General features: G+C 58.5%; 19 protein-coding genes and 1 pseudogene. 12 read left to right on the plus strand and 8 right to left on the minus strand.

Annotated features, from left to right (window positions below; genetic code table 11):
* The first annotated feature begins 29 nt into the window (after positions 1-29).
* Positions 30-710: a glycine zipper 2TM domain-containing protein gene (locus KUL77_RS11250; RefSeq protein WP_297147155.1), complete on the plus strand. Its 681-nt coding sequence runs from the start codon at positions 30-32 to the stop codon at positions 708-710.
* Positions 711-713: 3 nt separating this feature from the next.
* Here KUL77_RS11250 and KUL77_RS11255 read toward each other — a convergent pair whose 3' ends face one another.
* The 6 genes from KUL77_RS11255 to yhbY all read right to left on the minus strand — a co-directional run bounded on the left by KUL77_RS11255 (position 714) and on the right by yhbY (position 5,827).
* The gene (locus KUL77_RS11255) at positions 714-1,187 is read right to left on the minus strand and encodes a response regulator (RefSeq protein ID WP_297147158.1); all 474 of its coding nucleotides are present in this window, start codon (positions 1,185-1,187) and stop codon (positions 714-716) included.
* A gap of 175 nt (positions 1,188-1,362) precedes the next feature.
* Complete coding sequence (locus tag KUL77_RS11260; protein WP_297147160.1) at positions 1,363-2,253, minus strand: hypothetical protein; 891 nt, start codon at positions 2,251-2,253, stop codon at positions 1,363-1,365.
* An 11-nt stretch (positions 2,254-2,264) separates the two neighbouring features.
* A complete protein-coding gene (locus tag KUL77_RS11265) occupies positions 2,265-4,448 on the minus strand; it encodes a M1 family metallopeptidase (RefSeq protein ID WP_297147163.1) in 2,184 nt (727 codons plus the stop codon).
* A 134-nt stretch (positions 4,449-4,582) separates the two neighbouring features.
* Complete coding sequence (gene rnk / locus KUL77_RS11270) at positions 4,583-5,011, minus strand: nucleoside diphosphate kinase regulator (protein ID WP_297147166.1); 429 nt, start codon at positions 5,009-5,011, stop codon at positions 4,583-4,585.
* Between the two features lie 131 nt (positions 5,012-5,142).
* Positions 5,143-5,517, minus strand: a complete 375-nt coding sequence (locus tag KUL77_RS11275; RefSeq protein ID WP_297147169.1) for an Mth938-like domain-containing protein — start codon at positions 5,515-5,517, stop codon at positions 5,143-5,145.
* A gap of 4 nt (positions 5,518-5,521) precedes the next feature.
* Positions 5,522-5,827: a ribosome assembly RNA-binding protein YhbY gene (gene yhbY / locus KUL77_RS11280; protein ID WP_297147172.1), complete on the minus strand. Its 306-nt coding sequence runs from the start codon at positions 5,825-5,827 to the stop codon at positions 5,522-5,524.
* A 63-nt stretch (positions 5,828-5,890) separates the two neighbouring features.
* On the opposite strand from yhbY, the gene rlmE reads away from it, so the two are divergent.
* From rlmE to KUL77_RS11330, 10 genes are all read left to right on the plus strand, one after another.
* The gene (gene rlmE / locus KUL77_RS11285; protein WP_297147175.1) at positions 5,891-6,544 is read left to right on the plus strand and encodes a 23S rRNA (uridine(2552)-2'-O)-methyltransferase RlmE; all 654 of its coding nucleotides are present in this window, start codon (positions 5,891-5,893) and stop codon (positions 6,542-6,544) included.
* A 25-nt stretch (positions 6,545-6,569) separates the two neighbouring features.
* Positions 6,570-8,480: an ATP-dependent zinc metalloprotease FtsH gene (gene ftsH / locus KUL77_RS11290; RefSeq protein WP_297147177.1), complete on the plus strand. Its 1,911-nt coding sequence runs from the start codon at positions 6,570-6,572 to the stop codon at positions 8,478-8,480.
* A gap of 268 nt (positions 8,481-8,748) precedes the next feature.
* The gene (locus KUL77_RS11295) at positions 8,749-9,753 is read left to right on the plus strand and encodes an N-acetylornithine carbamoyltransferase (RefSeq protein WP_297147180.1); all 1,005 of its coding nucleotides are present in this window, start codon (positions 8,749-8,751) and stop codon (positions 9,751-9,753) included.
* Positions 9,754-9,783: 30 nt separating this feature from the next.
* A complete protein-coding gene (locus KUL77_RS11300) occupies positions 9,784-10,989 on the plus strand; it encodes an argininosuccinate synthase (RefSeq protein ID WP_297147183.1) in 1,206 nt (401 codons plus the stop codon).
* Between the two features lie 8 nt (positions 10,990-10,997).
* Positions 10,998-12,083: an acetylornithine deacetylase gene (locus KUL77_RS11305; RefSeq protein WP_297147185.1), complete on the plus strand. Its 1,086-nt coding sequence runs from the start codon at positions 10,998-11,000 to the stop codon at positions 12,081-12,083.
* A 6-nt stretch (positions 12,084-12,089) separates the two neighbouring features.
* Complete coding sequence (locus tag KUL77_RS11310; protein WP_297147188.1) at positions 12,090-13,436, plus strand: acetylglutamate kinase; 1,347 nt, start codon at positions 12,090-12,092, stop codon at positions 13,434-13,436.
* Positions 13,433-14,380: an N-acetyl-gamma-glutamyl-phosphate reductase gene (argC, locus tag KUL77_RS11315; protein ID WP_297147190.1), complete on the plus strand. Its 948-nt coding sequence runs from the start codon at positions 13,433-13,435 to the stop codon at positions 14,378-14,380. The genes KUL77_RS11310 and argC overlap by 4 nt, the downstream gene beginning before the upstream one ends.
* Complete coding sequence (gene argH / locus KUL77_RS11320; RefSeq protein ID WP_297147193.1) at positions 14,377-15,687, plus strand: argininosuccinate lyase; 1,311 nt, start codon at positions 14,377-14,379, stop codon at positions 15,685-15,687. The genes argC and argH overlap by 4 nt, the downstream gene beginning before the upstream one ends.
* Before the next feature lie 4 nt (positions 15,688-15,691).
* Positions 15,692-16,822: a glutamate 5-kinase gene (proB, locus tag KUL77_RS11325; protein ID WP_297147195.1), complete on the plus strand. Its 1,131-nt coding sequence runs from the start codon at positions 15,692-15,694 to the stop codon at positions 16,820-16,822.
* On the plus strand, positions 16,819-18,087 hold the full coding sequence (locus KUL77_RS11330; protein WP_297147198.1) for a glutamate-5-semialdehyde dehydrogenase: 1,269 nt from the start codon (positions 16,819-16,821) through the stop codon (positions 18,085-18,087). Before proB ends, KUL77_RS11330 begins: the two co-directional genes overlap by 4 nt.
* A gap of 132 nt (positions 18,088-18,219) precedes the next feature.
* On the opposite strand, the pseudogene motB reads toward KUL77_RS11330, so the two are convergent.
* Positions 18,220-19,080, minus strand: a pseudogene (motB, locus tag KUL77_RS11335) (flagellar motor protein MotB); the annotation flags it as partial.
* A 3-nt stretch (positions 19,081-19,083) separates the two neighbouring features.
* Positions 19,084-19,938 carry a flagellar motor stator protein MotA gene (motA, locus tag KUL77_RS11340; protein ID WP_297147201.1) on the minus strand — a complete coding sequence of 285 codons (855 nt, stop codon included), beginning with the start codon at positions 19,936-19,938 and terminating at the stop codon, positions 19,084-19,086.
* Positions 19,939-20,284: 346 nt separating this feature from the next.
* Between motA and KUL77_RS11345 the strand changes: the two genes are divergently transcribed.
* The gene (locus tag KUL77_RS11345; RefSeq protein ID WP_297147204.1) at positions 20,285-22,384 is read left to right on the plus strand and encodes a CHAT domain-containing protein; all 2,100 of its coding nucleotides are present in this window, start codon (positions 20,285-20,287) and stop codon (positions 22,382-22,384) included.
* Positions 22,385-22,386: the final 2 nt, after the last annotated feature.

Here is a 22,386-nt window from a genome sequence, read left to right on the forward strand (position 1 = left end):
TTTGTCTCCGGGGATGCCGGGGAATCACCATGAAACGTATCGCAATGGGCTTGCTTGCACTTGGCTTGGCGGCCACGAGCCAAACAGGATTCGCGCAATCGTCTTATGACCGATATGGCGATGACGGGTACTCCCGTAACGGCAGCTATTCAAACGACGATAGCTATTACGACTATGCCCGCGTGATTCGTGTTGATCCGGTACTGGACGGTTATCGGTCAACGGGGGCCAACGCGGCGCGCTGCCGTGAAACGACCACGGCGGGACGCTACGAATCGGATGGTTATTACCGTAACGACGGATACAGCCGCAATGATGGCTATGATGATGGTTACGAGCGCCGCTCCTACGGAGGTAACTCGGGCGGACGCACGGCGGCCACGATCGTGGGGGGTATTGCCGGGGCTGTGCTGGGCAGCAAAATAGGGGGCGGCACGGGAACGACAATCGCCACCGTCGCCGGTTCGGCATTAGGCAGTCTCGCGGGGCGAGAGATTTATGATCAAAACCAGCGCAATCGTTATGTGCGCGGGGGTACGGTGCGCGTGTGTGAGCCAGAGCCGGTGTACGGCGGCTATTCGCGCTACGGTTCAACGGCGGCCACGGCCTACGATGTGACCTACGAATATAACGGGCGCCGTTACACCCGGCGCATGGACTACAACCCGGGTGATCGTCTGCGCGTGCGCGTGGATGTCATGCCGCAGTAAGCGTTATGGGCCGTCACTGGTTTCCGGGCGCGTGCCGGGGCGAGCCGAGTGGCGCGGCACGCCGTTTTCGTCAAGCAGGCCCTCGATGCGACTAAACACTTCCGGGCGCGAGAATGGCTTCTTCATGAAGTCGTCCGCGCCAATACGCTGCACATAAAATTGCTCGGTGGCCTGTGCGTTGCCGCTGATCATGATGACGGGTGTGTCTTTGGTCACCGGGTGGCGGCGCAGTTTACGCAGCGCACTAAAGCCATCGATGCCGGGCAGCACGATATCGAGAAAGATCAAGTCTGGACGCTCACGCTGGGCGATATCCAGCCCACTCTCGCCGTCGTAGGCCACCAAAACTTCGTAATGGTTTTGCTGCAGCATGCGCTTGAGCAACGCGACAATGGTGGGGGAGTCGTCGATCACCAACACGCGCGTACCAGGGCTGGCATTGCGGCGGTCGTGCTCACGTCGCTCGCTGCTGCTCATGGGCACTGCCGTTGGGTCTGCGCCGGGCGCAGGCGAGGGTGCTGCCGGTGCAGGAGCACTTGCAGGCGTTGCTGGTACTTCAGGCCGCTTACGTCTAAAAAAATCGAAGAACGACACGTCCCTGTCCCCCCGGAGTTGTCTTCAGAGGGGAGTTTAGCGCGAACCGGCCATTCAGTCAGCGCCTAATGTTGCGGTCGGCCGCAAGGGCGCTAAGTGCAAATAGGCGAGCGACCCGCCCCCAGGCCAGCGCAGCCGCAATGCCGCTGGCAAGCAGCAGCCCGCCCCAGAAGCCAGCCAGACTCGCGCCGTGGGTATGCTGGCGTAGCCACAAGAGGCCAAGCGCGGCTGCGAAGCTCAAGAGTGTTGGGATCAAATAGGCGCAAAGCACAGCAATAGGGCGCTTAAGCAAAAGTTTCAGCCCACGCCACCAAGCTTTAACCGCCGAGCGCAGGCGCACGTCGGCAGCGAGCCAGCCGCGCCCGGCTTCCACGCTGGCATGGGCGAGCAGAACGAGAACGCCGCCAATGGAAAGTATGAGCTTGCTGCCTTGGCTGATCTCGCTGGCCAAAATCGCGTGTTCGTGGGTTTTTGCATTAAACCCAACGGCCGCGCTCGTGATAAGAATGGCGGCCCCAAGTGGAAGGACCGACCACAGCAGCAAGCGCAGCATGGGGCCATATTCACCAATGCCCCCGCGCAGCAGGTCGCCAAAACCCAAGCTAGTGCGAGAGCGTGAGGCGGCAACGGCGGCGCCGGTGAGTAAGGGCGAGAGTGCCAGCATTAGCCACGTTGCCGTTTGCTGGCTGGCGCTAAGAGCGGCCCACGGCGCGCTGGGCGACATCACGGCATCCAGTAGCCGCATGGGGGCTTGGCCAGCGGCGATGGCCTGCGCGCTGATGGAGTGATTGAGCAGGTCAGTTAACCAGCTGCGTAGCGGTAGGGTGGCCGCGAGTGCGCAGGCCAGGCTGGCAAGCACCCAAAGCACAAGCAGCCGCCATTGCAGAGCATTGGCGAGCGCACTTGGAATGGCCGCGCGGGCGCGCAGTGGGCGAATCGATGTACTCATAGCGCGCTCCTTTACAGTGTGGTGATGAAGGCGAACAGGGTTTGCAGCAGTGCGGTGATATCACCGAACCAACGGCGTGTGGCTTGTGGCTTGGCTTCTAGGGTGTAGCTGTTATTGAGCTTGTTGGCATCCAGACGAATCAGGTCGTTCGGGTCGAGCTGCGCGGACGTTGCTTTGGCGCGGGTCACAAATTCAAAACGCTGCCAGCTGCCTTGCGTGTTGACCGGATAGTCTTGATGGCTGCCATCCGCAAAATTGACGCGCAGCGTTTGCGGCGGTTTGGCGGCTTCGCGCCGCACCATAATCACGGTGCGGTAGGGGAAGGCGCCTTCACCCGGTTTCGCGTGGGGGTGTTTGGCGGCCCAGGCATCGCGTTTCTTCTTGATGGCTTTGTCAATGGCCTTGCTGCTGACCAGCACTTGTCGGCCGTGATAGTCGTGGTACCCCGGCTGCGGCAGCACTTCGTAGCTACGCATGCTGGCGATGCTGTCGTCTGTTTTGTGCGCGCCGTAGATGTTGGCGTTGAAGGCAGCGCGCACGATATCGGGCTTGCCAGTGCCTTCCGCTAATGCATCGCGCAGATCGGCAAACGACGGGTGGCGGAACTTCCAGCGTTCGTAATACAGCTGCATGCCCCGTTCCATGGCAGGCGTGCCAACGAGTGCTTCGATCTGACGCATCGTGGTGGCCGTGCGCGAATACACGGTGTTATAGCTCGCGCTGGACATCCGCACCCAACTATTGCCACCCAGCGGATCAGCCGGGTCACTGAGTGCGGCGCCGAGCCGTTCCATATCAAACGGGGTGATCGAAAAACCGAGCCCAAATTTTTTTGACCAAGGCGTGCTGAGGTTGAGGTTCTGTTTGCGCGCACTCATCATGCGCTGATCCCAGTACTCGTTCATGCCTTCATCGAGTGCGGGTTCTTCAAATTCATTAGAACCTAGAATGCCGTAAAAATAACCGTGGCCAAATTCATGCACGGTCACAAAATCCAGCATGAAGCGGCCCAGACTGCCGGGGGTCACTTGCGTGGTGTTATCGGCGGTGAAGAAGGTGGGGTATTCCATACCCCCGGCTTCTTTGGCTCCATAGGGCGGCACAACAGCGGTGACGGTCTTGTACGGATACGCGCCTAAGGTTTTAGAAAAATAGGCTAAAGAATCAATTGTGGCTTGTGCCACAGGCTCGGCATTGCTGGCGTATTCGGGGTGGTAGAGCACTTTTACTTCCACCGGGCCGAGCGGGCCATGCCAAGTTTTCAGTAGCGGCTTGGCGTAGCGCTTATCGGCCGTCCATGCAAAATCGTGGACATCGGCCTGCACATAGCGATGGGTGGTTTTGCCATTGTTTTCCACGGGCGCGCCGTTTAGCTGGCCGGTGGCGCCCACCGTATAACCTTTGGGAACGGTGATGCGCACGTCATAGCTGCCGTAATCGGCGTAGAACTCGCTATGTAGATGGAATTCGTGGGCGTTCCAGCGCGGTGCGGTTGCGCCGCGTTCGCCGGGAAGTTCGAGGACGCCAATTTTTGGAAACCACTGGCCCACTAAGTGGAAGCTGCCGTAGTAACCCGTACGGGCAACGACGCGTGGAAGCTGGTCGAAGAAGTCGATATCAAGCGTGGTGCTAGCGCCGGCGGCAACCGGCTGCGGTAGATCGATGCGCACCACGCTACGGTCGGTCTTGGGGCCGTTATCGGGTTGCACGAAAGCCCATTTCGCAGCAGCGCCTGCTTGCTGCACTTTATTCAGCCGGATATAGCCGTATTCGCCATCGCCGGTGGAAACATTGCTGCGGAAGCCCGAGGCGCTGGCGCGCTTTTCGGTCATAAAGGTGCTGCCGGGGCCGTCGAACCCGTTTAGGTACAGGTGGACATAAATGCTGCACACCGGCTGCGCGCTGCGGTTGCGCCAAGTGAGCCGCTGTTTGCCGGTGATCGTATGTTTCACCGGATCAAGCTCGGCTTCGATTACGTAATCGACAACACGGTCGGAGAGCGTGGCGGCGTTTGGCGCGCGTGCGCCCCCCCAGGCATTGGCAGCACTGGAGGTCTGAACGGCGCTGGCGTTGGCCGCGGCCAGTGGAATGGCGGGGCATGCCGCTGGCGGCGGTGCGGGTTCTTTGGCGAAGCTAGCGGCTGCGGGAATGGCGAATAAAAACGAGAGGCAAGCAGCTGCGTAGCGGCGGCGCATGGTCGCTCCAGTAGCGGACAGAGTCCACTACTGTGCGTGATCGAAGGTGCTATCCAAATGTGCCGCAAGTCATAAACGGCACATGAATCATTGCTTATGAGTATGCTGCTAGGGCATAACGTTATTGCAGCACGTTATCGGTGCAGCTCGCCCGAGGCTTCCGGCTGGTAGCGGATCGAGAGCACATGCAGGCGCGCCTTGCGGCCGCCCGGCATCGGCCAGTCGATACTGCTGCCTACGCGCAGGCCGAGCAGGGCACTGCCCACTGGGGCTAAGATGGAGACTTTATCGCTGCTGCCGTCGGCGTCACGTGGGTACACCAGTGTGAGCGCGTATTCGTGCTCGTTACCGTCTTCGCCCACCACTTTAACTTGCGCGGTGGAGTTCATGGTGATGAGGTCGTTCGGCACGGCAGAAGGCTCTACCAGCTCGGCGCGGTCAAGTTCTTCGCGCAGGGCATCGGTATTTAAGTTGCGATATTCCTGGCGCTCCAGCAGATCTTCGATGCGTTCGACATCGATCCGGGATAGCAATAGGGTTGGGCGTTGGTTGGCGGCGCTCATAATGGAAGAGAACTCCTGCAAAGCAAAACGGACGGCGCGGCTGGCGCGTCGCCCGCGGGAATTTGGTAGATGGGGAAACGATAGCGGTGATTCAAGCCGGGAGCAACTGCCCGGAGTAATTGATTGCGGGCTTAGCCCGCAAACAGGAAGGCGGCAACAACACGCCGCCCTTCACCTGCCAGTATTGTATAGGTTCGTGCAGCAGAATCGTTGGCCATGACTTCCACGCCGATACCGTGCTGCAGGCAGGCAGCGAGAACGGCAGCAGGCGGGAAGACCTGGCGAGCGCCGGTGCCTAGCAAAATCAGTTCGGGATTGAGTGCCAGCAATTCATCAAAATGGGTGGAGGTGAGCGCGGTAGCGTCTTGAACCGGCCAGTTTTCGATGAGCTGATTGGGCGAAATGATGAAACTTGCCTGTAAACGCTGGGCGTTCACCAGTGCGCTGCTGCCGTTGGCACCGCGCAGCGTGTACTGATAGTCCGGGCGTTCGAGGTTGAGCTGCATGGCGTTAGGTGCGCGGAAGAACGATCCGACGTTTGTCTTGGGAGGGGCGGTACAACACGGCGGTGTGGCCGATACGCTGCACCAGCACGGCGTCGGCGCGGGCGGCAAGATCGACGATCATAGCGTCGCGCTGCTCGCGGTCTTCTGCGGCCACCTTTACTTTAATCAGCTCGTGATGCTCCAGTGCCAGTGCCACTTCGGCCACCAGTGCATCGCTAATACCTTTGCCTCCAACCTGCAGCATCGCGTTCAGGTCGTGCGCCTGGCCGCGCAAAAAGCGGATTTGGGCGTTAGTTAGGGCAATTGGCATGCAATAAGCGTCTTATAAGGGGCCTGCAGGTTATCATGATGGGCCTTCCCCCGTGTAGCGGCCATGGCCACCCGCAGTAAATCCAGTCAGCGTTGGCTTAAAGAGCATTTTTCCGACCCCTTCGTCAAAAAAGCGCAGGCGGAAGGGATGCGCTCGCGCGCGGCGTACAAGCTGGAGGAGTTGGTTGAACGCGATCATCTGCTCAAACCCGGCATGGTGGTGGTGGACCTAGGGGCCGCCCCCGGTGGGTGGTCGCAGTGGGTACGCCAAGAGCTCGACCGGCTAGACGCCAACCGCCCGGGCCGCATCATTGCCAGCGATATTTTGGAAATGCCCTCGCTGGCCGGGGTGGAGTTCCTTCACGGTGACTTCAGGGAAGATGACGTTCTATCGCAGCTACAGGCCATGCTGAATGGTGAGTCGGTGGATCTTGTGTTATCCGATATGGCCCCCAATAAGAGTGGTATGACTGCCGTGGATCAACCGCGCGCGATGCACTTGGCAGAACTTGCCATGGATTTCGCCGATGGCCAGCTCCGCGTTGGCGGCACGTTTCTGATCAAGCTGTTTCAGGGCGTGGGTTTTGATGATTACGTGCGGGAACTGCGGCGGCGTTATGCCAAGGTGGTGATTCGCAAGCCGGCGGCGTCGCGCAACCGGTCACCAGAAGTGTATGCGCTGGCTACCGGTAAGCTGGCGCAAATGAAGGCAAGTTGAGACGGCGAGGAACTCAAGGAACAACATGAACGATCTTGCGAAAAATCTGCTGCTTTGGGTTGTGGTCGCTGCCGTCTTGATGGTGGTGTTCCAAAGCTTTTCACCCAAGCTTGCGGCCAGTAAGGACGTGATTTATTCGCAGTTCGTGCAAGACGTGGAAAACGATCGGATTAAGAAGGTCGATATTTCCAGCAACGAGCGTACGATCACCTTCGAACGCAGCGATGGCAGCAGTGGCACCACCACCGCTCCGGTGCGCGATAAAGACCTGATCAATGATTTGATCGAGCACAAGGTGGAAATCCAGCAAGCGCCACCGGAATCGGGCGTTTCGTTCTGGTCGCTGGTGCTGAACTTCCTGCCGGTGCTGCTGATTATTGGCTTCTGGCTGTTCATGATGCGCCAGATGCAGGGCGGTGGCGGTGGCAAGGGGGCGATGAGCTTCGGCCGTTCGCGCGCCAAGCTGCTCAATGACGATCAAGTAAAAGTCACCTTCGCCGATGTCGCCGGTTGCGACGAGGCCAAGGAAGATGTGGCCGAGTTGGTGGAGTTCCTGCGTGACCCGTCGCGCTTCCAAAAACTGGGCGGCAAAATTCCGCGCGGCGTGCTGATGGTGGGCCCGCCCGGTACCGGTAAAACCTTGCTGGCAAAAGCAATTGCCGGTGAAGCCAAGGTGCCGTTCTTCTCAATTTCCGGCTCCGACTTCGTCGAAATGTTCGTCGGTGTTGGTGCCAGCCGTGTGCGCGATATGTTCGAGCAAGCAAAAAAGCACGCGCCTTGCATCATCTTTATCGATGAAATTGACGCTGTGGGCCGTCACCGTGGCGCAGGTCTCGGCGGCGGGCACGATGAGCGCGAGCAGACTCTGAACCAGCTGCTGGTCGAAATGGACGGGTTTGAAGGCGGCGAAGGCGTGATTGTGATTGCTGCCACCAACCGCCCCGACGTGCTCGACCCGGCGCTACTGCGCCCCGGTCGTTTCGACCGCCAAGTGGTGGTGGGCTTGCCCGATGTGAAGGGCCGCGAGCAGATCCTAAAAGTACATATGCGCAAGCTGCCGCTGGCCGACGACGTAGAGCCCATGACCATCGCGCGTGGTACCCCCGGCTTCTCCGGTGCCGACCTTGCCAACCTGTGCAATGAAGCTGCGTTATTTGCGGCGCGCGAGAACGGCAAAAACGTGCGCATGGATCATTTCGATAAAGCCCGCGACAAGATTTTGATGGGCGCAGAACGTCGTTCAATGGCGATGAGTGAGTCGGAAAAAACCCTCACCGCTTACCACGAGGCTGGGCACGCCATCGTTGGTCGCCTCGTGCCCGAGCACGACCCGGTGTACAAGGTAACGATCATTCCGCGTGGCCGCGCATTGGGCGTCACCATGTATCTGCCGGAAGGTGATAAGTATTCGATGAACAAGGTGGCGATTGAATCGCAGCTGTGCTCACTGTACGGCGGGCGTGTGGCCGAGGAATTGATTTTTGGTGCCGATAAGGTCACCACTGGCGCGTCCAATGACATTGAGCGGGCCACCAAGATGGCGCGCAATATGGTCACCAAATGGGGTCTGTCCGACGAGCTTGGCCCGATTGCTTATGCCGAAGACGAGGGCGAGGTGTTCCTTGGCCGCAGCGTGTCGCAGACCAAGCATGTCTCGGATGACACTGCACGCAAGATCGACGATGTGGTGCGCGGCATCTTAGACCGCGCCTACGCGAAGACCACAGGGCTGTTGAACGACAATCTCGATAAACTGCACATCATGGCCAAGGCGCTACTGGAGTACGAAACCATTGATGTGCCGCAGATCGACGCGATCATGGAAGGCCGTGACGTGCCGCCACCCATGGGGTGGAATAAGGCGGCCAACAGCAAGCCAGATGGTGACGCTGCCCCCCCTGCGGCGCCTATTGGCGGGCCAGCGGCGCAAGTATAAGTTTCTTTTTAACGAGACACGCTGCAGTGCTTGCGTTTTGCACTGCAGCATGTAAGGATGCGCCTTCATGAACGCCCATATCGCCACGCGCTACGCTAACTCTGCCCGGATGGCCTCCGGTATGACTTCGCGCGCGCGCCGACCGGAAATGACACAGCCAGCTGGGTAACCCGGGACGCGTTCTAGTATCTTTATCTTCCGAAAACCCAGCCGCCCGGCTGGGTTTTTGCGTTTTAGCCCCTTCACTTCCATCGTTGACCATTCGCCCATGAAGCATTTTCTCAATACGCAAGACTGGAGCCGCCCCGACCTTGACGCACTGTTGCGCCAAGCAACCGCCTACAAGCATGAAAAGCTGGGTATTTCGCTGAAGGGCAAGTCGATCGCACTGGTGTTCTTCAATCCTTCGATGCGCACTCGCACCAGCTTCGAGTTGGGGGCGTTCCAGCTCGGCGGGCATGCCATCGTGCTGCAACCGGGCAAGGACGCGTGGCCGATCGAGTTCAATCTCGGTACGGTGATGGACGGCGATACCGAAGAGCATATTGCGGAAGTGGCACGGGTGTTGGCGCGCTATGTGGATCTGATCGGCGTGCGCGCGTTTCCGAAGTTCATCGACTGGCAGTACGACCGCCAAGACGTGGTGCTGAAGGCGTTCGCTAAGTACTCCACGGTGCCGGTGATCAATATGGAAACGATCACCCATCCCTGCCAAGAGCTCGCACATGCGCTGGCATTGCAGGAGCATTTCGGTACGACCGATCTGCGCGGAAAAAAATATGTGCTGACCTGGACCTACCACCCCAAGCCGCTCAATACCGCGGTGGCTAATTCAGCGCTGACCATCGCCACGCGCATGGGCATGGATGTCACCCTGCTATGTCCCACCGAGCAGTACATCCTCGATGAGCGCTATATGGGCTGGGCGCGCGACAACGTGGCCGAAAGCGGTGGTTCGCTGACGGTCAGCCACGATATTGAAAGCGCTTATGCCGGTGCAGATGTGGTGTATGCCAAGAGCTGGGGCGCGCTGCCGTTCTTCGGCAACTGGGGCCCGGAGCAGCCGATCCGCGAGCAGTTCAAGCACTTCATCGTGGACGAAGCAAAAATGGCGCTGACCAATAACGGCGTGTTCTCGCACTGCCTACCGCTGCGCCGCAATGTAAAAGCCACCGATGCGGTGATGGATTCACCGAATTGCATTGCCATCAACGAAGCCGAAAATCGCCTGCATGTGCAGAAGGCGATCATGTCTGCGCTGGCTCACCAATAATCTCTCGATAGATTTTCTACGGAACTTTATATGACCTCCCCCAATGATTCCCGCGACATCGTTCTGGCCTTCTCCGGCGGCCTCGATACCAGCTTCTGCGTGCCCTACCTGAAAGAACAGGGTTGGAATGTGCATACCGTGTTCGCCGATACCGGTGGTGTTAGCGCCGAAGAGCGCGCCACGATTGAAGCGCGTGCAGCCGAGCTGGGCGTGGCCTCGCACGTCACTATTGATGGTGGCGCTGCGCTATGGAGTGAGTTCGTCAAGCCGTTCGTCTGGGCCGGTGAGGGCTATCAGGGGCAGTATCCGTTGCTGGTGTCTGACCGTTATTTGATCGTGGACGCCTCGCTTGCGCGTGCCAAGGAATTAGGGACGAATGCCATTGCCCACGGCTGCACCGGCATGGGTAATGACCAAGTGCGGTTTGACCTTGCGGTGAAGTCGCAGGGCCATTACCGCATCGTTGCGCCAATTCGTGAAATTCAGAAAGAACACACCCAAACCCGTGCCTACGAGCAGGCTTACTTAGAAGAACGTGGTTTTGGTGTGCGCGCCAAGCAGAAGGCGTACACCATCAATGAAAACCTGCTTGGCGTAACGATGTCCGGTGGTGAGATCGATGCGTGGGAAGCCCCAGGTGAAGGTGCGCGCGGTTGGTGTGCGCGTCGTGAGCAGTGGCCGAATGAGGCCATGGAGGTAAGCCTGCGTTTCGTCAATGGCGAAGCGGTGGCGCTGGACGGGCACGAGTTGCCGGGTGAAAAAATCCTCGCCAAGCTCAACACCATGTTTGCTCAGTACGGCGTGGGCCGCGGCATGTACACAGGCGACACCACCATTGGCCTGAAGGGGCGGATCGTGTTTGAAGCGCCGGGCCTGACTGCTTTGCTGGCAGGGCATCGCGCGCTGGAAGAAGCGGTGCTGTCAAAGCTGCAAAACCGCTTCAAACCGGAAGTGGCGCGTAAGTGGGTGGAGCTGGTCTATGAAGGCTTCTACCATGACCCGCTGAAGGCGGATCTGGAAGCCTTCCTTGCCGCTTCGCAGGCGAAGGTGAATGGCGAAGTGACGCTGCGCACCAACGGTGGCCGCGTGGATGCGGTAGCCGTGCGTTCGCCGCATCTGCTGCATGCCAAGGGCGCCACCTATGCGCAATCGGCCGACTGGGGCGTGGAAGAGGCCGAAGGCTTTATCAAGCTATTCGGGATGAGCAGCACGCTGTGGGCAGAAGTGAATAAGTAAGCACGGCCATGCTCAATACCGTTCTCAAACACCTTGAAGCGCTGGTGGCATTTGACACCCGCAATCCGCCGCGCCTTATTGGCACAGGTGGGATCTTCGATTACATCCGCGCGCAGTTGCCGGGGTTTCGCATTACCGTCACGGACAACGGTGCAGGCGCCGTGTCTTTGCTGGCTGTGCGCGGCAATCCGCGTCGCATTTTCAACGTGCACTTGGATACCGTGCCGTCTTCAGAAGCGTGGAGCGCTGACCCGCACACGCTAAGAGTGACGAAAGATCGCGCGATTGGTCTCGGTGCATGCGATATCAAAGGCGCCGCTGCTGGCTTGATTGCGGCGGCCAATGCCACAACGGGCGATGCGGCGTTCTTATTTTCTACGGATGAAGAAGCGAATGATCCGCGTTGTATCGCGGCGTTCTTGGCGGAAGATCACGGCTTCAACGAGGCGATCATTGCCGAGCCGACCCGCTGCGAAGCAGTGCTCGCGCACCGCGGGATCAGCTCGGTACTGTTGAAGTTCAAGGGCGAAGCCGGGCATGCCTCAAGCGCGCACGCACTCAAGGCCAGCGCGCTGCACCAGGCGATGCGCTGGGGCAGCCGTGCACTGGATCTTGTGGAAGCCGAGGCCGGCCAACAATTTGGTGGCCTGCAAGGGCTGCGCTTCAATATTGGTAAGGTTGAAGGTGGGATCAAGGCGAATGTGATTGCACCGAGTGCTGAGGTGCGTTTCAACTTTCGTCCGTTGCCTTCGCAGGGAATTGATACGCTGCATCAACGCTTCGCTGCTTGCGCGGAAGACGGTGTGCTGGAGCGGTTTGAGGAAACATTCCGTGGCCCATCTTTGCCGGGCGGTGATGCTGAGCATGCAGAAACCCGTCGCCAAGAAGCGCAGATGTTGGCGCAGCAGCTTGGCCTGCCGGTGGGGCCTGCGGTGGACTTTTGGACCGAAGCCTCGCTGTTCTCACAGGCGGGTTTAACCGCCTTCGTTTATGGGTCGGGCGATATCGCGCAGGCGCATACCGCCGATGAGTTTGTGCTGCTGGATCAACTGCAGCGCTATACCGATTCTGTAACACGCATTCTTGGGAATTGATTCGCCGTGACTCCTCTCCTTGATCCGCAGGCCGTACACGACCCGCAGACCCGCCAGACCATCGTGCGGCTGCTGTCCAGCATGGGCAGTGCAAAAGAAATCTCGCAATATCTCAAGCGTTTTTCACAGCTCGATGCCGCTCGCTTTGCCGTGGTCAAAGTGGGTGGTGCGGTGCTGCGTGATGACCTTGACGCGCTGGTGTCTTCGCTGGCCTTTTTGCAGGACGTTGGCCTGACGCCAATCGTTATTCACGGCGCTGGCCCGCAGCTTGACGTTGAACTGTCTGCTGCAGGTATCGAAAAGAAAACGATCGACGGTTTACGCGTCACCTCGCCCGAGGCGCTGGCCATCGTGCGTCGCGTATTTCATGCGCAAAACCTGAAACTGGTGGAAGCCCTGCAGGCCGCAGATGCGCGCGCTACTAGTATTGTCTCGGGTGTTTTTGAAGCCGATTATTTGGACAGCGAACGCTTTGGTCTTGTCGGCGAAGTGAAGCATGTGGATCTTGCACCGATCGAGATCAGCTTGCGCTCTGGCTCAATCCCGGTAATCGCTTCACTGGGTGAAACCGCAGGCGGGCAGATCCTCAACGTCAACGCCGATTTCGCTGCCAATGCGCTGGTGCGCATGCTGCAGCCATACAAGATCGTATTCCTCACCGGTACCGGCGGTTTGCTGGATGCCGATGGTAAGGTGATCGATTCGATCAACCTCTCTACCGAATACGAGCACTTAATGCAGCAGCCGTGGATCGAAGGCGGTATGCGGGTGAAGGTTGAGCAGATCAAAGACCTGCTTGATGGTTTGCCGCAGGCGTCGTCGGTGTCGATCACGCGGCCCGATGAATTGGCCAAGGAACTCTTCACCCATAAAGGCTCTGGCACCTTGGTGCGGCGCGGTGAGCGCGTGCTGCAAGGCGATGATTGGAGCGCGTTTGACTTGCCGCGGCTGCGCGGCCTGATCGAATCGGCCTTCGGTCGCAAGCTGATGCCGGATTATTTTGAAACCACCCGGCTGCACCGCGCCTATGTGAGTGAGAACTACCGCGCGGCGGTGATCCTCACACAAGAAGAGGCGGGTGTGTACCTCGATAAATTTGCTGTGCTGGATGAAGCGCAAGGGGAAGGATTGGGGCGTGCGGTATGGCTGGTGATGCGTGAGCAAAACCCGGCGGTGTTCTGGCGCTCGCGCCACGGCAATCAGGTGAACCCGTTTTATTACGCCGAATCCGATGGTTGCATCAAACAGGCTAAGTGGAAGGTGTTTTGGTACGGTGCCGCCGACTTTGCATTGATCGAACGCTATGTGCAGCTCTGCGCGCAGCGCCGCGCTACTTTGGAGGAGCCGAAGTGAGCAAGATCCGAGTTGGGTTGGTGGGCGCGCGCGGCTACACCGGTGCAGAGCTCATCACGCTGCTGAGCACGCACCCACAGTTTGAGTTGGCCTATGTCACCTCGCGTGAACTCGATGGGCAGCGTGTGGCGGAGCATAACGCCGCATTTAAGGGTGATCTTTGCTTCAGCAACCCATCGCACGAGCAACTTACGCAGATGGGTGCGGACGCGGTGATTTTGGCGCTGCCCAATGGCAAAGCTGCGGCCATCGTGCAGGCGTTCGATGCGCAGGGTGTTGACCCTGTGTTTGTGGATCTTTCGGCAGACTATCGCTTTGATCCAAGTTGGTACTACGGCTTGCCTGAGCTAACGCGCACTAAGTACAGCGGCCAGCGCCGGATCAGTAATCCCGGCTGCTATGCCACCGCGATGCAGCTTTCGATTGCACCGATGTTGGGTGTATTGGAATGGGCGGTGCAGTGCTTTGGTGTGAGCGGTTATTCGGGTGCAGGAACCACGCCGTCGGATAAAAATAACGTCGCGCTGCTGCGCGATAATTTGATGCCCTACGCACTAACTGGCCATCTGCACGAGCGCGAAGTGCCGCATCAGCTGGGGCACCCGGTTGAATTTATGCCCAGTGTTGCACCGCATTTTCGTGGCATCACCATGACCACGAATCTGCACCTTTCCATTGCCTTTGATATTGATGAAATCAAAGCGCGGTATCACGGCAAATACGCCAACGAGCCGCTGGTGCATGTGCAGGACGCAGCGCCGTGGGTAAGCCAGATCGCGGGCAAACACTATGTGGAAATTGGCGGTTTCACATTAAGTGCCGATGGTAAGCGGCTGGTGGTGATCGCCACTGAAGACAATCTGCTGAAAGGCGCGGCAACGCAGGCGCTGCAAAACCTCAACACAGCCTTTGGACTAGATGAACTCACCGGGATTCCACTATGAGCAACTTACTTTGGCAAAAAACCGGTGTGGCCGTGGATGCAAAAATTCAGGCCTTCCTTGCAGGCGATGACGTGATCTTGGATCGCGAATTTTTTCTCTATGACATCCAAGCCTCAAGCGCGCATGCGGAAGGCCTGCAGCACATCGGCATTTTGACTGCCGATGAGTTGGCGGGGCTCAAAGCGGAATTAGCCATTTTGGCGGATGATTTCCGCAGCGGAAGTTTTGTTCTGGATGAACGTTTTGAAGACTGCCATTCTGCAATTGAAGCGCGTTTGACCGAGCGTTTAGGTGATGCTGGGCGCAAAATTCACACGGGGCGCAGCCGTAACGATCAAATTCTAGTGGCAACGCGTTTGTGGCTGAAAGACAAGCTGGCACGCGTGGCAGGGCTATCGCGCGAAATCGCCAAGGTGGCACTGGATCGCGCGGCCTCCGAACAAGCGCTGCCGCTTCCGGGGTACACCCATATCCAACGCGCGGTGGTGTCATCGGCGGGGATGTGGTGGGCCGGTTGGGCCGAGGCGTTTATCGATAACGCCATTCGCGCCCACGATACGCTTGCGCTAGTGGACTGCAATCCACTGGGTACGGCGGCGGGTTATGGAGTCAATCTGAAGCTTGACCGCGAACACACCACGCGTGCGCTGGGTTTCGCGCGTATGCAAATCAGCCCCATCTATGCCCAGCTCTCGCGCGGTAAATTTGAATTGGCGGCGCTGGAAGCATTGGGTAGCGCGACGCTAGACCTGCGCCGCATTGCGTGGGATCTCTCGCTATTTACCAGTGCGGAATTTGGTTTCGTGGCACTGCCTGCGCAGTACACCACCGGCAGCTCGATCATGCCAAACAAGCGCAACCCCGATGTGATCGAGCTGATGCGCGCGACCCACGCCAGCGTGGCGGCTGCGCGTACCGAGATCGAACAATTACTGTCGCTGCCGTCTGGCTACCACCGTGACCTGCAGAGCAGCAAAGGGGCGATCTTCCACGGCTTTGGTCGTGGCCTCGCCGCGTTGGAGCTGCTGCCTGCGCTGCTCGCTAATCTCGATTGGCGCGAAGATCGTTTGCGCGCTGGGATTGATTCTGGAATGTACGCCACCGATGTGGCGGTGGAAGCTGCGATTGCAGGGGTGCCGTTCCGTGAGGCTTACAAAGCCGCTGCTGCGGCCGCCGATAACGCCGGACAAGGGCGTAGCCCCGAGAGCAGCCTCGCCGCACGCACATCACCCGGTGCTGCTGCGGATTTACGCTTAGATGAGCTTTGCGCACGCTGGGATGCCCTCAACGACAGCGAGGAAGGCTGAGCGGATGAACGCCTTCGCACCGCAACCTCTTCCCCAATGGAAACGCTCGGTGCTGAAGGTAGGTAGTAGCCTGCTCGCCGCGGAAGGCGGCGGTCTCACCCCGCGCTTTGTGCTTGGGCTGGCGCAGTTTGTTGCAGCAAGCCAACAGGCCGGGCGCGAGGTGGTGATCGTGTCGTCTGGCGCGGTGGCCGCAGGCCGTGCCGTGCTGCCCAAAACGCAGCGGACTGGCAGCGCCATCGCTGCGAAACAGGCATTGGCCGCACTCGGGCAAGCGCAGCTCATTGCGCTTTGGCAGCGATTTTTTGAAGCGCCGGTGGCGCAGGTGCTGCTGACCCACGATGACCTACGCAACCGCCGCCGCTATCTCAATGCACGTGCTGCCCTGCTGGAACTGCTGCGAATAGGGGCACTTCCGGTGGTGAATGAAAACGACACCGTTGCAGTGGATGAACTGAAATTAGGCGATAACGATAACCTCGCAGCGGCGGTGGCCTCCTTGGTGGATGCAGACCTGCTGCTGATTGCCACCGATATTGACGGGCTTTATAGCGCGCATCCACAGCGCGATCCGCAGGCACGGCCGATGCTGCGTATTGAGGCGATTACACCCGATGTTTTAGCCATGGCCGGTGAAGCTGGTGCGCTGGGGACGGGCGGTATGCGGACGAAGTTAGAAGCCGCCGCGAAAGCGGCTGATGCCAGTATTCCCACCGCGTTATTTAGCGGGCGTAATGCGGAAACACTCGCACAGCTCGCCCAGCAGACGCTGCAGGGAACCCTCGTGCTGGCGCAGCCGCAGCGATTGTCATCGCGCAAACAATGGTTGCGCCATGCGCCAGCGGCTGGGCAGCTGCAGATCGATACAGGTGCTGCGCGCGCACTCGGACACGGTGCATCTTTGCTGCCGGGCGGTGTGCGCCGCGTGCTTGGTGAGTTTCGGCGTGGCGACGTGTTGGAAGTGGTGGCGGAAGATGCCGCTGTGTTGGCGCGCGGCATTGCGCAATATAACGCAGTCGATAGCGCACGTATTGCGGGGCGCCATAGCCGCGAGATCGAAGCAATTTTGGGCTTTCATTATGACGAGGCAATGATGCATCGCGATGATTTAGTGCTGTTACAAACGGAGTGCTCATGAGCGGCTATGTGCGGAGCCTAGCGCTGGCGGCACGTAGCGCGCAGCGGGTAATTGCCGCCGGCAGCAGCGCGCAGCGGCGCGCCTTGCTAGAGAGTATGGCTACACAGCTTTTGGCAGGGCAGGCCGATATCCTTGCCGCCAACGCACAGGACATGCAGCAGGCGCAGGCCAATGGTGCAAACGCGGCAAGTCTCGACCGCCTTTTATTAACCCCAGAGCGCGTGCAGGGAATGGCGCAAGCACTGCACGAAGTGGCCGCGCAAGCCGATCCACTCGGTGAAGTTACGCGGCGCGAAACGCGTCAAAATGGGGTGCAGATCGAACGCCAGCGTATTCCGCTTGGACTCGTCGCAATGATTTTTGAAGCGCGCCCCAATGTCACCGCCGAGGCAGCAGCGCTGTGTCTGAAGGCGGGTAACACCGTATTGCTGCGTGGTGGATCGGAAGCGGCGCGCAGCAATGCCGCTGTGGCGGCTTGTCTGCACGCAGCGCTACGCGAGCATGGTCTGCCCGAAGCGGCTGTGTCGCTTGTTGCTGATACCGCACGTGAGCATGTACTGGAGCTTTTGCAACTATCCGATTTGGTGGATCTGGCCATTCCGCGCGGCGGCGAAAGCCTGATCCGCTTTGTTGCCGAACACGCGCGGGTGCCGGTGATCAAACATTACAAAGGCGTTTGCCATTTGTATGTGGATCGTGCGGCCGATTTGGATAAAGCCTTAGCCTTGTTGATCGATGGAAAAGTCTCACGCCCAGGCGTATGCAATGCGCTAGAGACGCTCTTGGTACATCGTGATGTGGCACCTGCCTTTCTTCCGCGTGCACTGGCTGCCTTGAAGGCACGCGACGTGCAAGTGCGCGGTGACGCCGCTGTGCGCGCATTCGATACGAGTCTTGCCGAGGCGAGCGAGGCAGATTTCGACGCCGAATATCTTGATTTAATGATCGCGGCAAAAGTGGTTGATACCTTGGACGACGCCATCGCGCATATCCACCGCTACACTTCTGACCACACCGAGGTGATCGTCACCGAAGATGCAGCGGCAGCGGACGCCTTCGTGCATGCTATTCGCAGTTCGGCGGTGATGGTAAACGCGTCTTCGCGCTTTAACGATGGCGGGCAGCTGGGCCTTGGTGCGGAAATCGGTATCTCCACCACACGCCTGCACGCCTACGGCCCTATGGGCGCGGAAGCACTCACCATTGAACGGTTTGTGGTGCGTGGACAGGGGCAGGTTCGACACCCCGAACTGCTGCTAGGCTAAGCCTCAGCGCCCGTCGACTTCCTTGAGCGCCGCCGCAACTGCAGCGGCCGGTGTTGGCTTAGTAGGGGCCACAGCTGCGGCTGGTGAAGCGGGCGCAGTAGGTACGGAGATGGGCTTGCTTTCACTAATGCCCAGCGCCGCTTCTTCTGCTTCCTTGGTCATCACCACGATACTGATGCGTCGGTTGATAGGGTTGGTGGTGTCTGTCTTGTCGAATAAGACGGCATCGCCAAAGCCAACGACACGCGCTGTTTTGTGGTCGTCCATGCCGCCATTCATTAAGCTGCGACGGGCAGCATTGGCACGATCGGCGCTGAGTTCCCAATTGCTGTAGCCCGCAACTGTAGCGTACCGCGTGGTGTCGGTATGGCCCGCAATACTGACTCGGTTCGGTACTTTGTTAATGAATTTGGCGATCTCGTTCAGAATCTCTTCGGTATAGGGCATGAGCTTGGCGCTGCCCAGATCAAACATCGCCCGGTTCTTTTTGTCCACGATCTGAATACGCAGCCCTTCCGGGGTAATGTCTAAAAACAGCTGATCCTTGAAGGGCTCAAGTGCTTGGCTCTTGCCGATCGCTTCTTGGAGTTCGTTCATAAGCGATTCGAGGCGCTGTTTGTCCTCTAATTTTTTTTCAGCATCCGATTTTTGATCCTTGGGGTCACGAGTAAATTTCTCTCCAGGGCCCTTGGGAAGCTCCATCGTCCCGCCCAGCTTGATCATTGAATTACTGGCGCCCCCCGGGCCGTTCTGCCCCTGTGCCTTCACCGTGCTATTACCCTTAACCGGGCTTGGGTTTTTGAAATAATCAGAAACCGCTTCGCGCTGTTTAGTGGTCAGTGCACCGACAAGCCACATCACCATGAAGAACGCCATCATCGCGGTGACGAAGTCGGCGTAAGCCACTTTCCACGAGCCGCCGTGGTGGCCGCCGCCCTGAACTTTCTTGACCCGCCGAATAATGATGCTCGGCTTTTCGTCCTTGCCTGCCATAGCTTATTTCAGCGCTTTGATGTGTTGTTCGAAATCTAAAAAGCTGGGGCGTAGTTCTGAAGGCACAGTCTTGCGCGCGAATTCCAGCGCGATCTTCGGCGGATAGCCGCGCAAGCTGGCAAGCAGGGCCGTTTTGACCGCTTCAAAAATCAAAGAATCTTGATCTGCGCGGGTTTCCACTGCAGAGGCCAAAGGTGCTACGAAACCGTAGGCCAAAAGAATGCCGAGGAAGGTACCAACCAGAGCTGCACCCACGTGTGCACCGACTTCGGCGATGTCGCCACCGATAGAGGCCATGGTGATCACGATACCTAATACGGCTGCCACGATACCGAACCCCGGTAGGCCGTCGGAGACTTTGGTCAGGGCATGTGCGGGTGCCAGTGCTTCATGGTGATGCTTCTCTAGTTCAAACTCTAGCAGCGGCTCTAATTCATGCGGCTCGATATTGGAACCAATCATCAGGCGCAAGCAGTCGGTCATGAAGTCGAGAAGGTGGTGGTCGGCTTGAATGCGCGGATAGTTTGCGAACATCGCGCTTTCTGCGGGGTTTTCGATATGGCTTTCGAGCGCCATAAACCCCTCTTTACGTGCACGGTTGAGTAACTCGTACATCAAGCTGAGCACGTCGAGGTAGTCCTGCGCCTTGTATTGCGGGCCTTTGAGTACGCCAATACACGCCGCGATGGTCTGCTTGACGACCTTCATGGAGTTGCTGGCCAAAAACGCACCCAACGCAGCGCCGCCGATGATCACCAGTTCGAAAGGCTGCATGAGTGCGGCTAGTTTTCCGTGCGAGGCGACATAGCCGCCCATCACACTCACAATAACGATGATGTATCCGACGATCAGGAGCATGGGCAATGTCTTTTGGAATATGCAGGGTGATTCTAGCCTTTGAATGCTAAAACGTGCACCTGTCACAGTTTAATTTGAAAACTATTTGCTTTGGCAAGCTTTATGTGGATGGATAGGCTGTTTGCCCTATGCCTTATCGCAAATAGGCTAGGGCCGCTGGGCTTCCTAGACTGCCCGAATCATTCAGGTGGCGTTTGCCCACCGTTCGGGAGCTATCCGCATGCACCGCATCGCGCTTTCCTCCGTGGGGGCTGCTGTTCTTTTCATGGGGGGGATGCTGTTAAGCCCCCTTACCGCAGCGTCGTGTGCGCCTGAAACGGGCGAGCATTCAATTGCCTCCCGAGCCATGGCCACTACGGCCGGGGCTACCATAGCGCCACTCACTGCGGCTGTTGCACTAGCAGATACACCGCAGGCCATGGCCGAGGCACAGAAAGTATTGGCGGCGGTGGGGCGGTTAGAAGATGCCGATACGGCGCTTTCAATGGCCGCCGAGGGGGCTGCACTGTACGGCCAAGAAAAGGTCAAACAAGACGGTTACGCCTATTGCAGCCAAGCGGTTGAGCTGGCCGAGCAGGGCGAGTTTCGTGAAAGTGCGCGGGCAGCGAGTAAGGCGTTATATGTGGCTTTGCAGTCCGGCAATACCGATTTGCTGGGGAAGGCGTACCGAGATTTGGCGATTGCCTTCAGCTATGCCGGCCAGCTGGAGCGTGCCGAGCAGTTTGCGACGTTGGCATTGAAGTATCCGGGCGTGGACTCCACACAGGTCAACGGCCCTGCGCATAAGGTGTTAGGGGATATTCGTTCGCGGCAGGGGCGCTTCGATGAAGCGATTGCCGAATACGACCAAGCCAACACGGAAAGTTCGGCTAAATTCAGGCCGCTGGTGCAGGCATCGCTTGCCAATGCGTTGATTCAGTCGGGTGATCTTGCACGCGCGCAAACGACACTGAATGCATTGCCGCCTCCCACGGACGCAGCCCAGCGTGCGCAGTTGCAGCGGACACGCGGTAAGTTACTTCTGGCAGAAGGTAAGCCGAGTGAGGCTTTGACGCTGTATCAACAGCTAGCAGCTTCGACGGTGAACGGTGATGCGGGCTTTTATCGGGCGTGGGCACTGGATGGTGTGTCCCGCAGCGAACAGGCACTTGGGCGTGATACAGAAGCGGCGCAGGCGCTAGATCAAGCCATTGGTGAATTTGATCAGGCGCGCGCTCGTTTTCGCAGTGATAACTTCAAAATGGGCCTGTTCTCCGATCTACAGTCAGTATTTGAGCGTGCAATCGCCTTACACAGCAAGTTAGGGCAAGCGGATCAAGCGTTTGATATCAGTGAGCGTAGCCGCGCCCGTGCATTACTCGATGCGGTTGCTGAGCGCGCGCCAGTCAATACGGGGGAGACCTCGGCGCTGGATGCAAAAGCGCTGCAGGCGATGCTAAAGCCGGATGAGATCGTAGTGGCTTATCACTCACTGGCAGATCATTTAACTGCTTGGGTGCTGTCACACGATGGCATACGCGAGGTCAAATTCCCCGTTGCGCTGCCGCGCGCGGATTTAGTGCGGCTTGTGGATGCTTACCGAAATGCGCTGATTCGCGTAAGCCCCAATGCCCCTGCAGTAAGTGACAAGATTGGCCAGCTGCTGCTGGCGCCACTGCAAATTCCAGCGGATAAGCGTTTGATTATCGTGCCGCATGGCCCGTTGCATTACCTGCCGTTCCAAGCGCTACGTTTAGATGGGAAGTACCTGATCGAGCGTAATCCCATGTCGATTGCGCCTTCTATCAGCATTGCAGCACGCTTGGCGGAAAAAACGCCAACGACGCAGCCGCAGCTATTGGCGTTTGGTAACCCCACGATCAATCCAGAAGTGGCAGACCCGTTGCCCGGTGCCGAACAAGAGGTGCGTGAGCTTTCGCAGCAATTCCCAGGCGCCAAACTGTTCTTCAAAGATCAGGCGAACAAAGACAATTTTGAACAGAACGCGCCGCACGCACGCTTGGTGCATATCGCGGCCCACGCAATGGCCGATACGTTAGACCCGCTGCATTCTAAAGTGCTGCTTGCCGATGAAAATGGCCGGCCCAATTATCTTGAAGCGAAAGACGTGTTGGGGCTGAACCTTAGCAATGTAGCAATGGTGGCTCTGTCTGCCTGTGAATCAGGTCTTGGGCGCGTGGAAAACGGGGATGAGGTTTTAGGGTTCACGCGTTCATTCTTATCCGCAGGTACCTCCACGCTGCTTGCTTCACTTTGGCCGGTTTCGGATGCGGCGACTGAGAAGCTGATGACCACACTCTATGCCGATCTTGCCAAAGGCGTCGAGGTGCAGGACGCCATGCGTGATGCACAGCGCGCCGTGTTGGCAGACCCTAAAACAGCACACCCTTATTTTTGGGCACCGTTCAATTTGATCGGTAACTGGCGCCTGCAAGTCACACGCTAACT

The organism is Thermomonas sp. (assembly GCF_019104945.1).
GTDB lineage: Bacteria > Pseudomonadota > Gammaproteobacteria > Xanthomonadales > Xanthomonadaceae > Thermomonas.

Bases quoted from the DNA above. Each gene is read 5' to 3' on its own strand.
- KUL77_RS11265 (WP_297147163.1), bottom strand. From the start codon at position 4,448: ATGCGCCGCCGCTACGCAGCTGCTTGCCTCTCGTTTTTATTCGCCATT.
- KUL77_RS11305 (WP_297147185.1), top strand. From the start codon at position 10,998: ATGCTCAATACCGTTCTCAAACACCTTGAAGCGCTGGTGGCATTTGAC.
- motA (WP_297147201.1), bottom strand. From the start codon at position 19,938: ATGCTCCTGATCGTCGGATACATCATCGTTATTGTGAGTGTGATGGGC.
- ftsH (WP_297147177.1), top strand. From the start codon at position 6,570: ATGAACGATCTTGCGAAAAATCTGCTGCTTTGGGTTGTGGTCGCTGCC.
- argH (WP_297147193.1), top strand. From the start codon at position 14,377: ATGAGCAACTTACTTTGGCAAAAAACCGGTGTGGCCGTGGATGCAAAA.
- yhbY (WP_297147172.1), bottom strand. From the start codon at position 5,827: ATGCCAATTGCCCTAACTAACGCCCAAATCCGCTTTTTGCGCGGCCAG.
- KUL77_RS11295 (WP_297147180.1), top strand. From the start codon at position 8,749: ATGAAGCATTTTCTCAATACGCAAGACTGGAGCCGCCCCGACCTTGAC.
- KUL77_RS11250 (WP_297147155.1), top strand. From the start codon at position 30: ATGAAACGTATCGCAATGGGCTTGCTTGCACTTGGCTTGGCGGCCACG.
- KUL77_RS11255 (WP_297147158.1), bottom strand. From the start codon at position 1,187: ATGAGCAGCAGCGAGCGACGTGAGCACGACCGCCGCAATGCCAGCCCT.
- KUL77_RS11300 (WP_297147183.1), top strand. From the start codon at position 9,784: ATGACCTCCCCCAATGATTCCCGCGACATCGTTCTGGCCTTCTCCGGC.
- proB (WP_297147195.1), top strand. From the start codon at position 15,692: ATGAACGCCTTCGCACCGCAACCTCTTCCCCAATGGAAACGCTCGGTG.
- KUL77_RS11345 (WP_297147204.1), top strand. From the start codon at position 20,285: ATGGCCACTACGGCCGGGGCTACCATAGCGCCACTCACTGCGGCTGTT.
- KUL77_RS11275 (WP_297147169.1), bottom strand. From the start codon at position 5,517: ATGCAGCTCAACCTCGAACGCCCGGACTATCAGTACACGCTGCGCGGT.
- rlmE (WP_297147175.1), top strand. From the start codon at position 5,891: ATGGCCACCCGCAGTAAATCCAGTCAGCGTTGGCTTAAAGAGCATTTT.
- KUL77_RS11260 (WP_297147160.1), bottom strand. From the start codon at position 2,253: ATGAGTACATCGATTCGCCCACTGCGCGCCCGCGCGGCCATTCCAAGT.
- KUL77_RS11330 (WP_297147198.1), top strand. From the start codon at position 16,819: ATGAGCGGCTATGTGCGGAGCCTAGCGCTGGCGGCACGTAGCGCGCAG.
- rnk (WP_297147166.1), bottom strand. From the start codon at position 5,011: ATGAGCGCCGCCAACCAACGCCCAACCCTATTGCTATCCCGGATCGAT.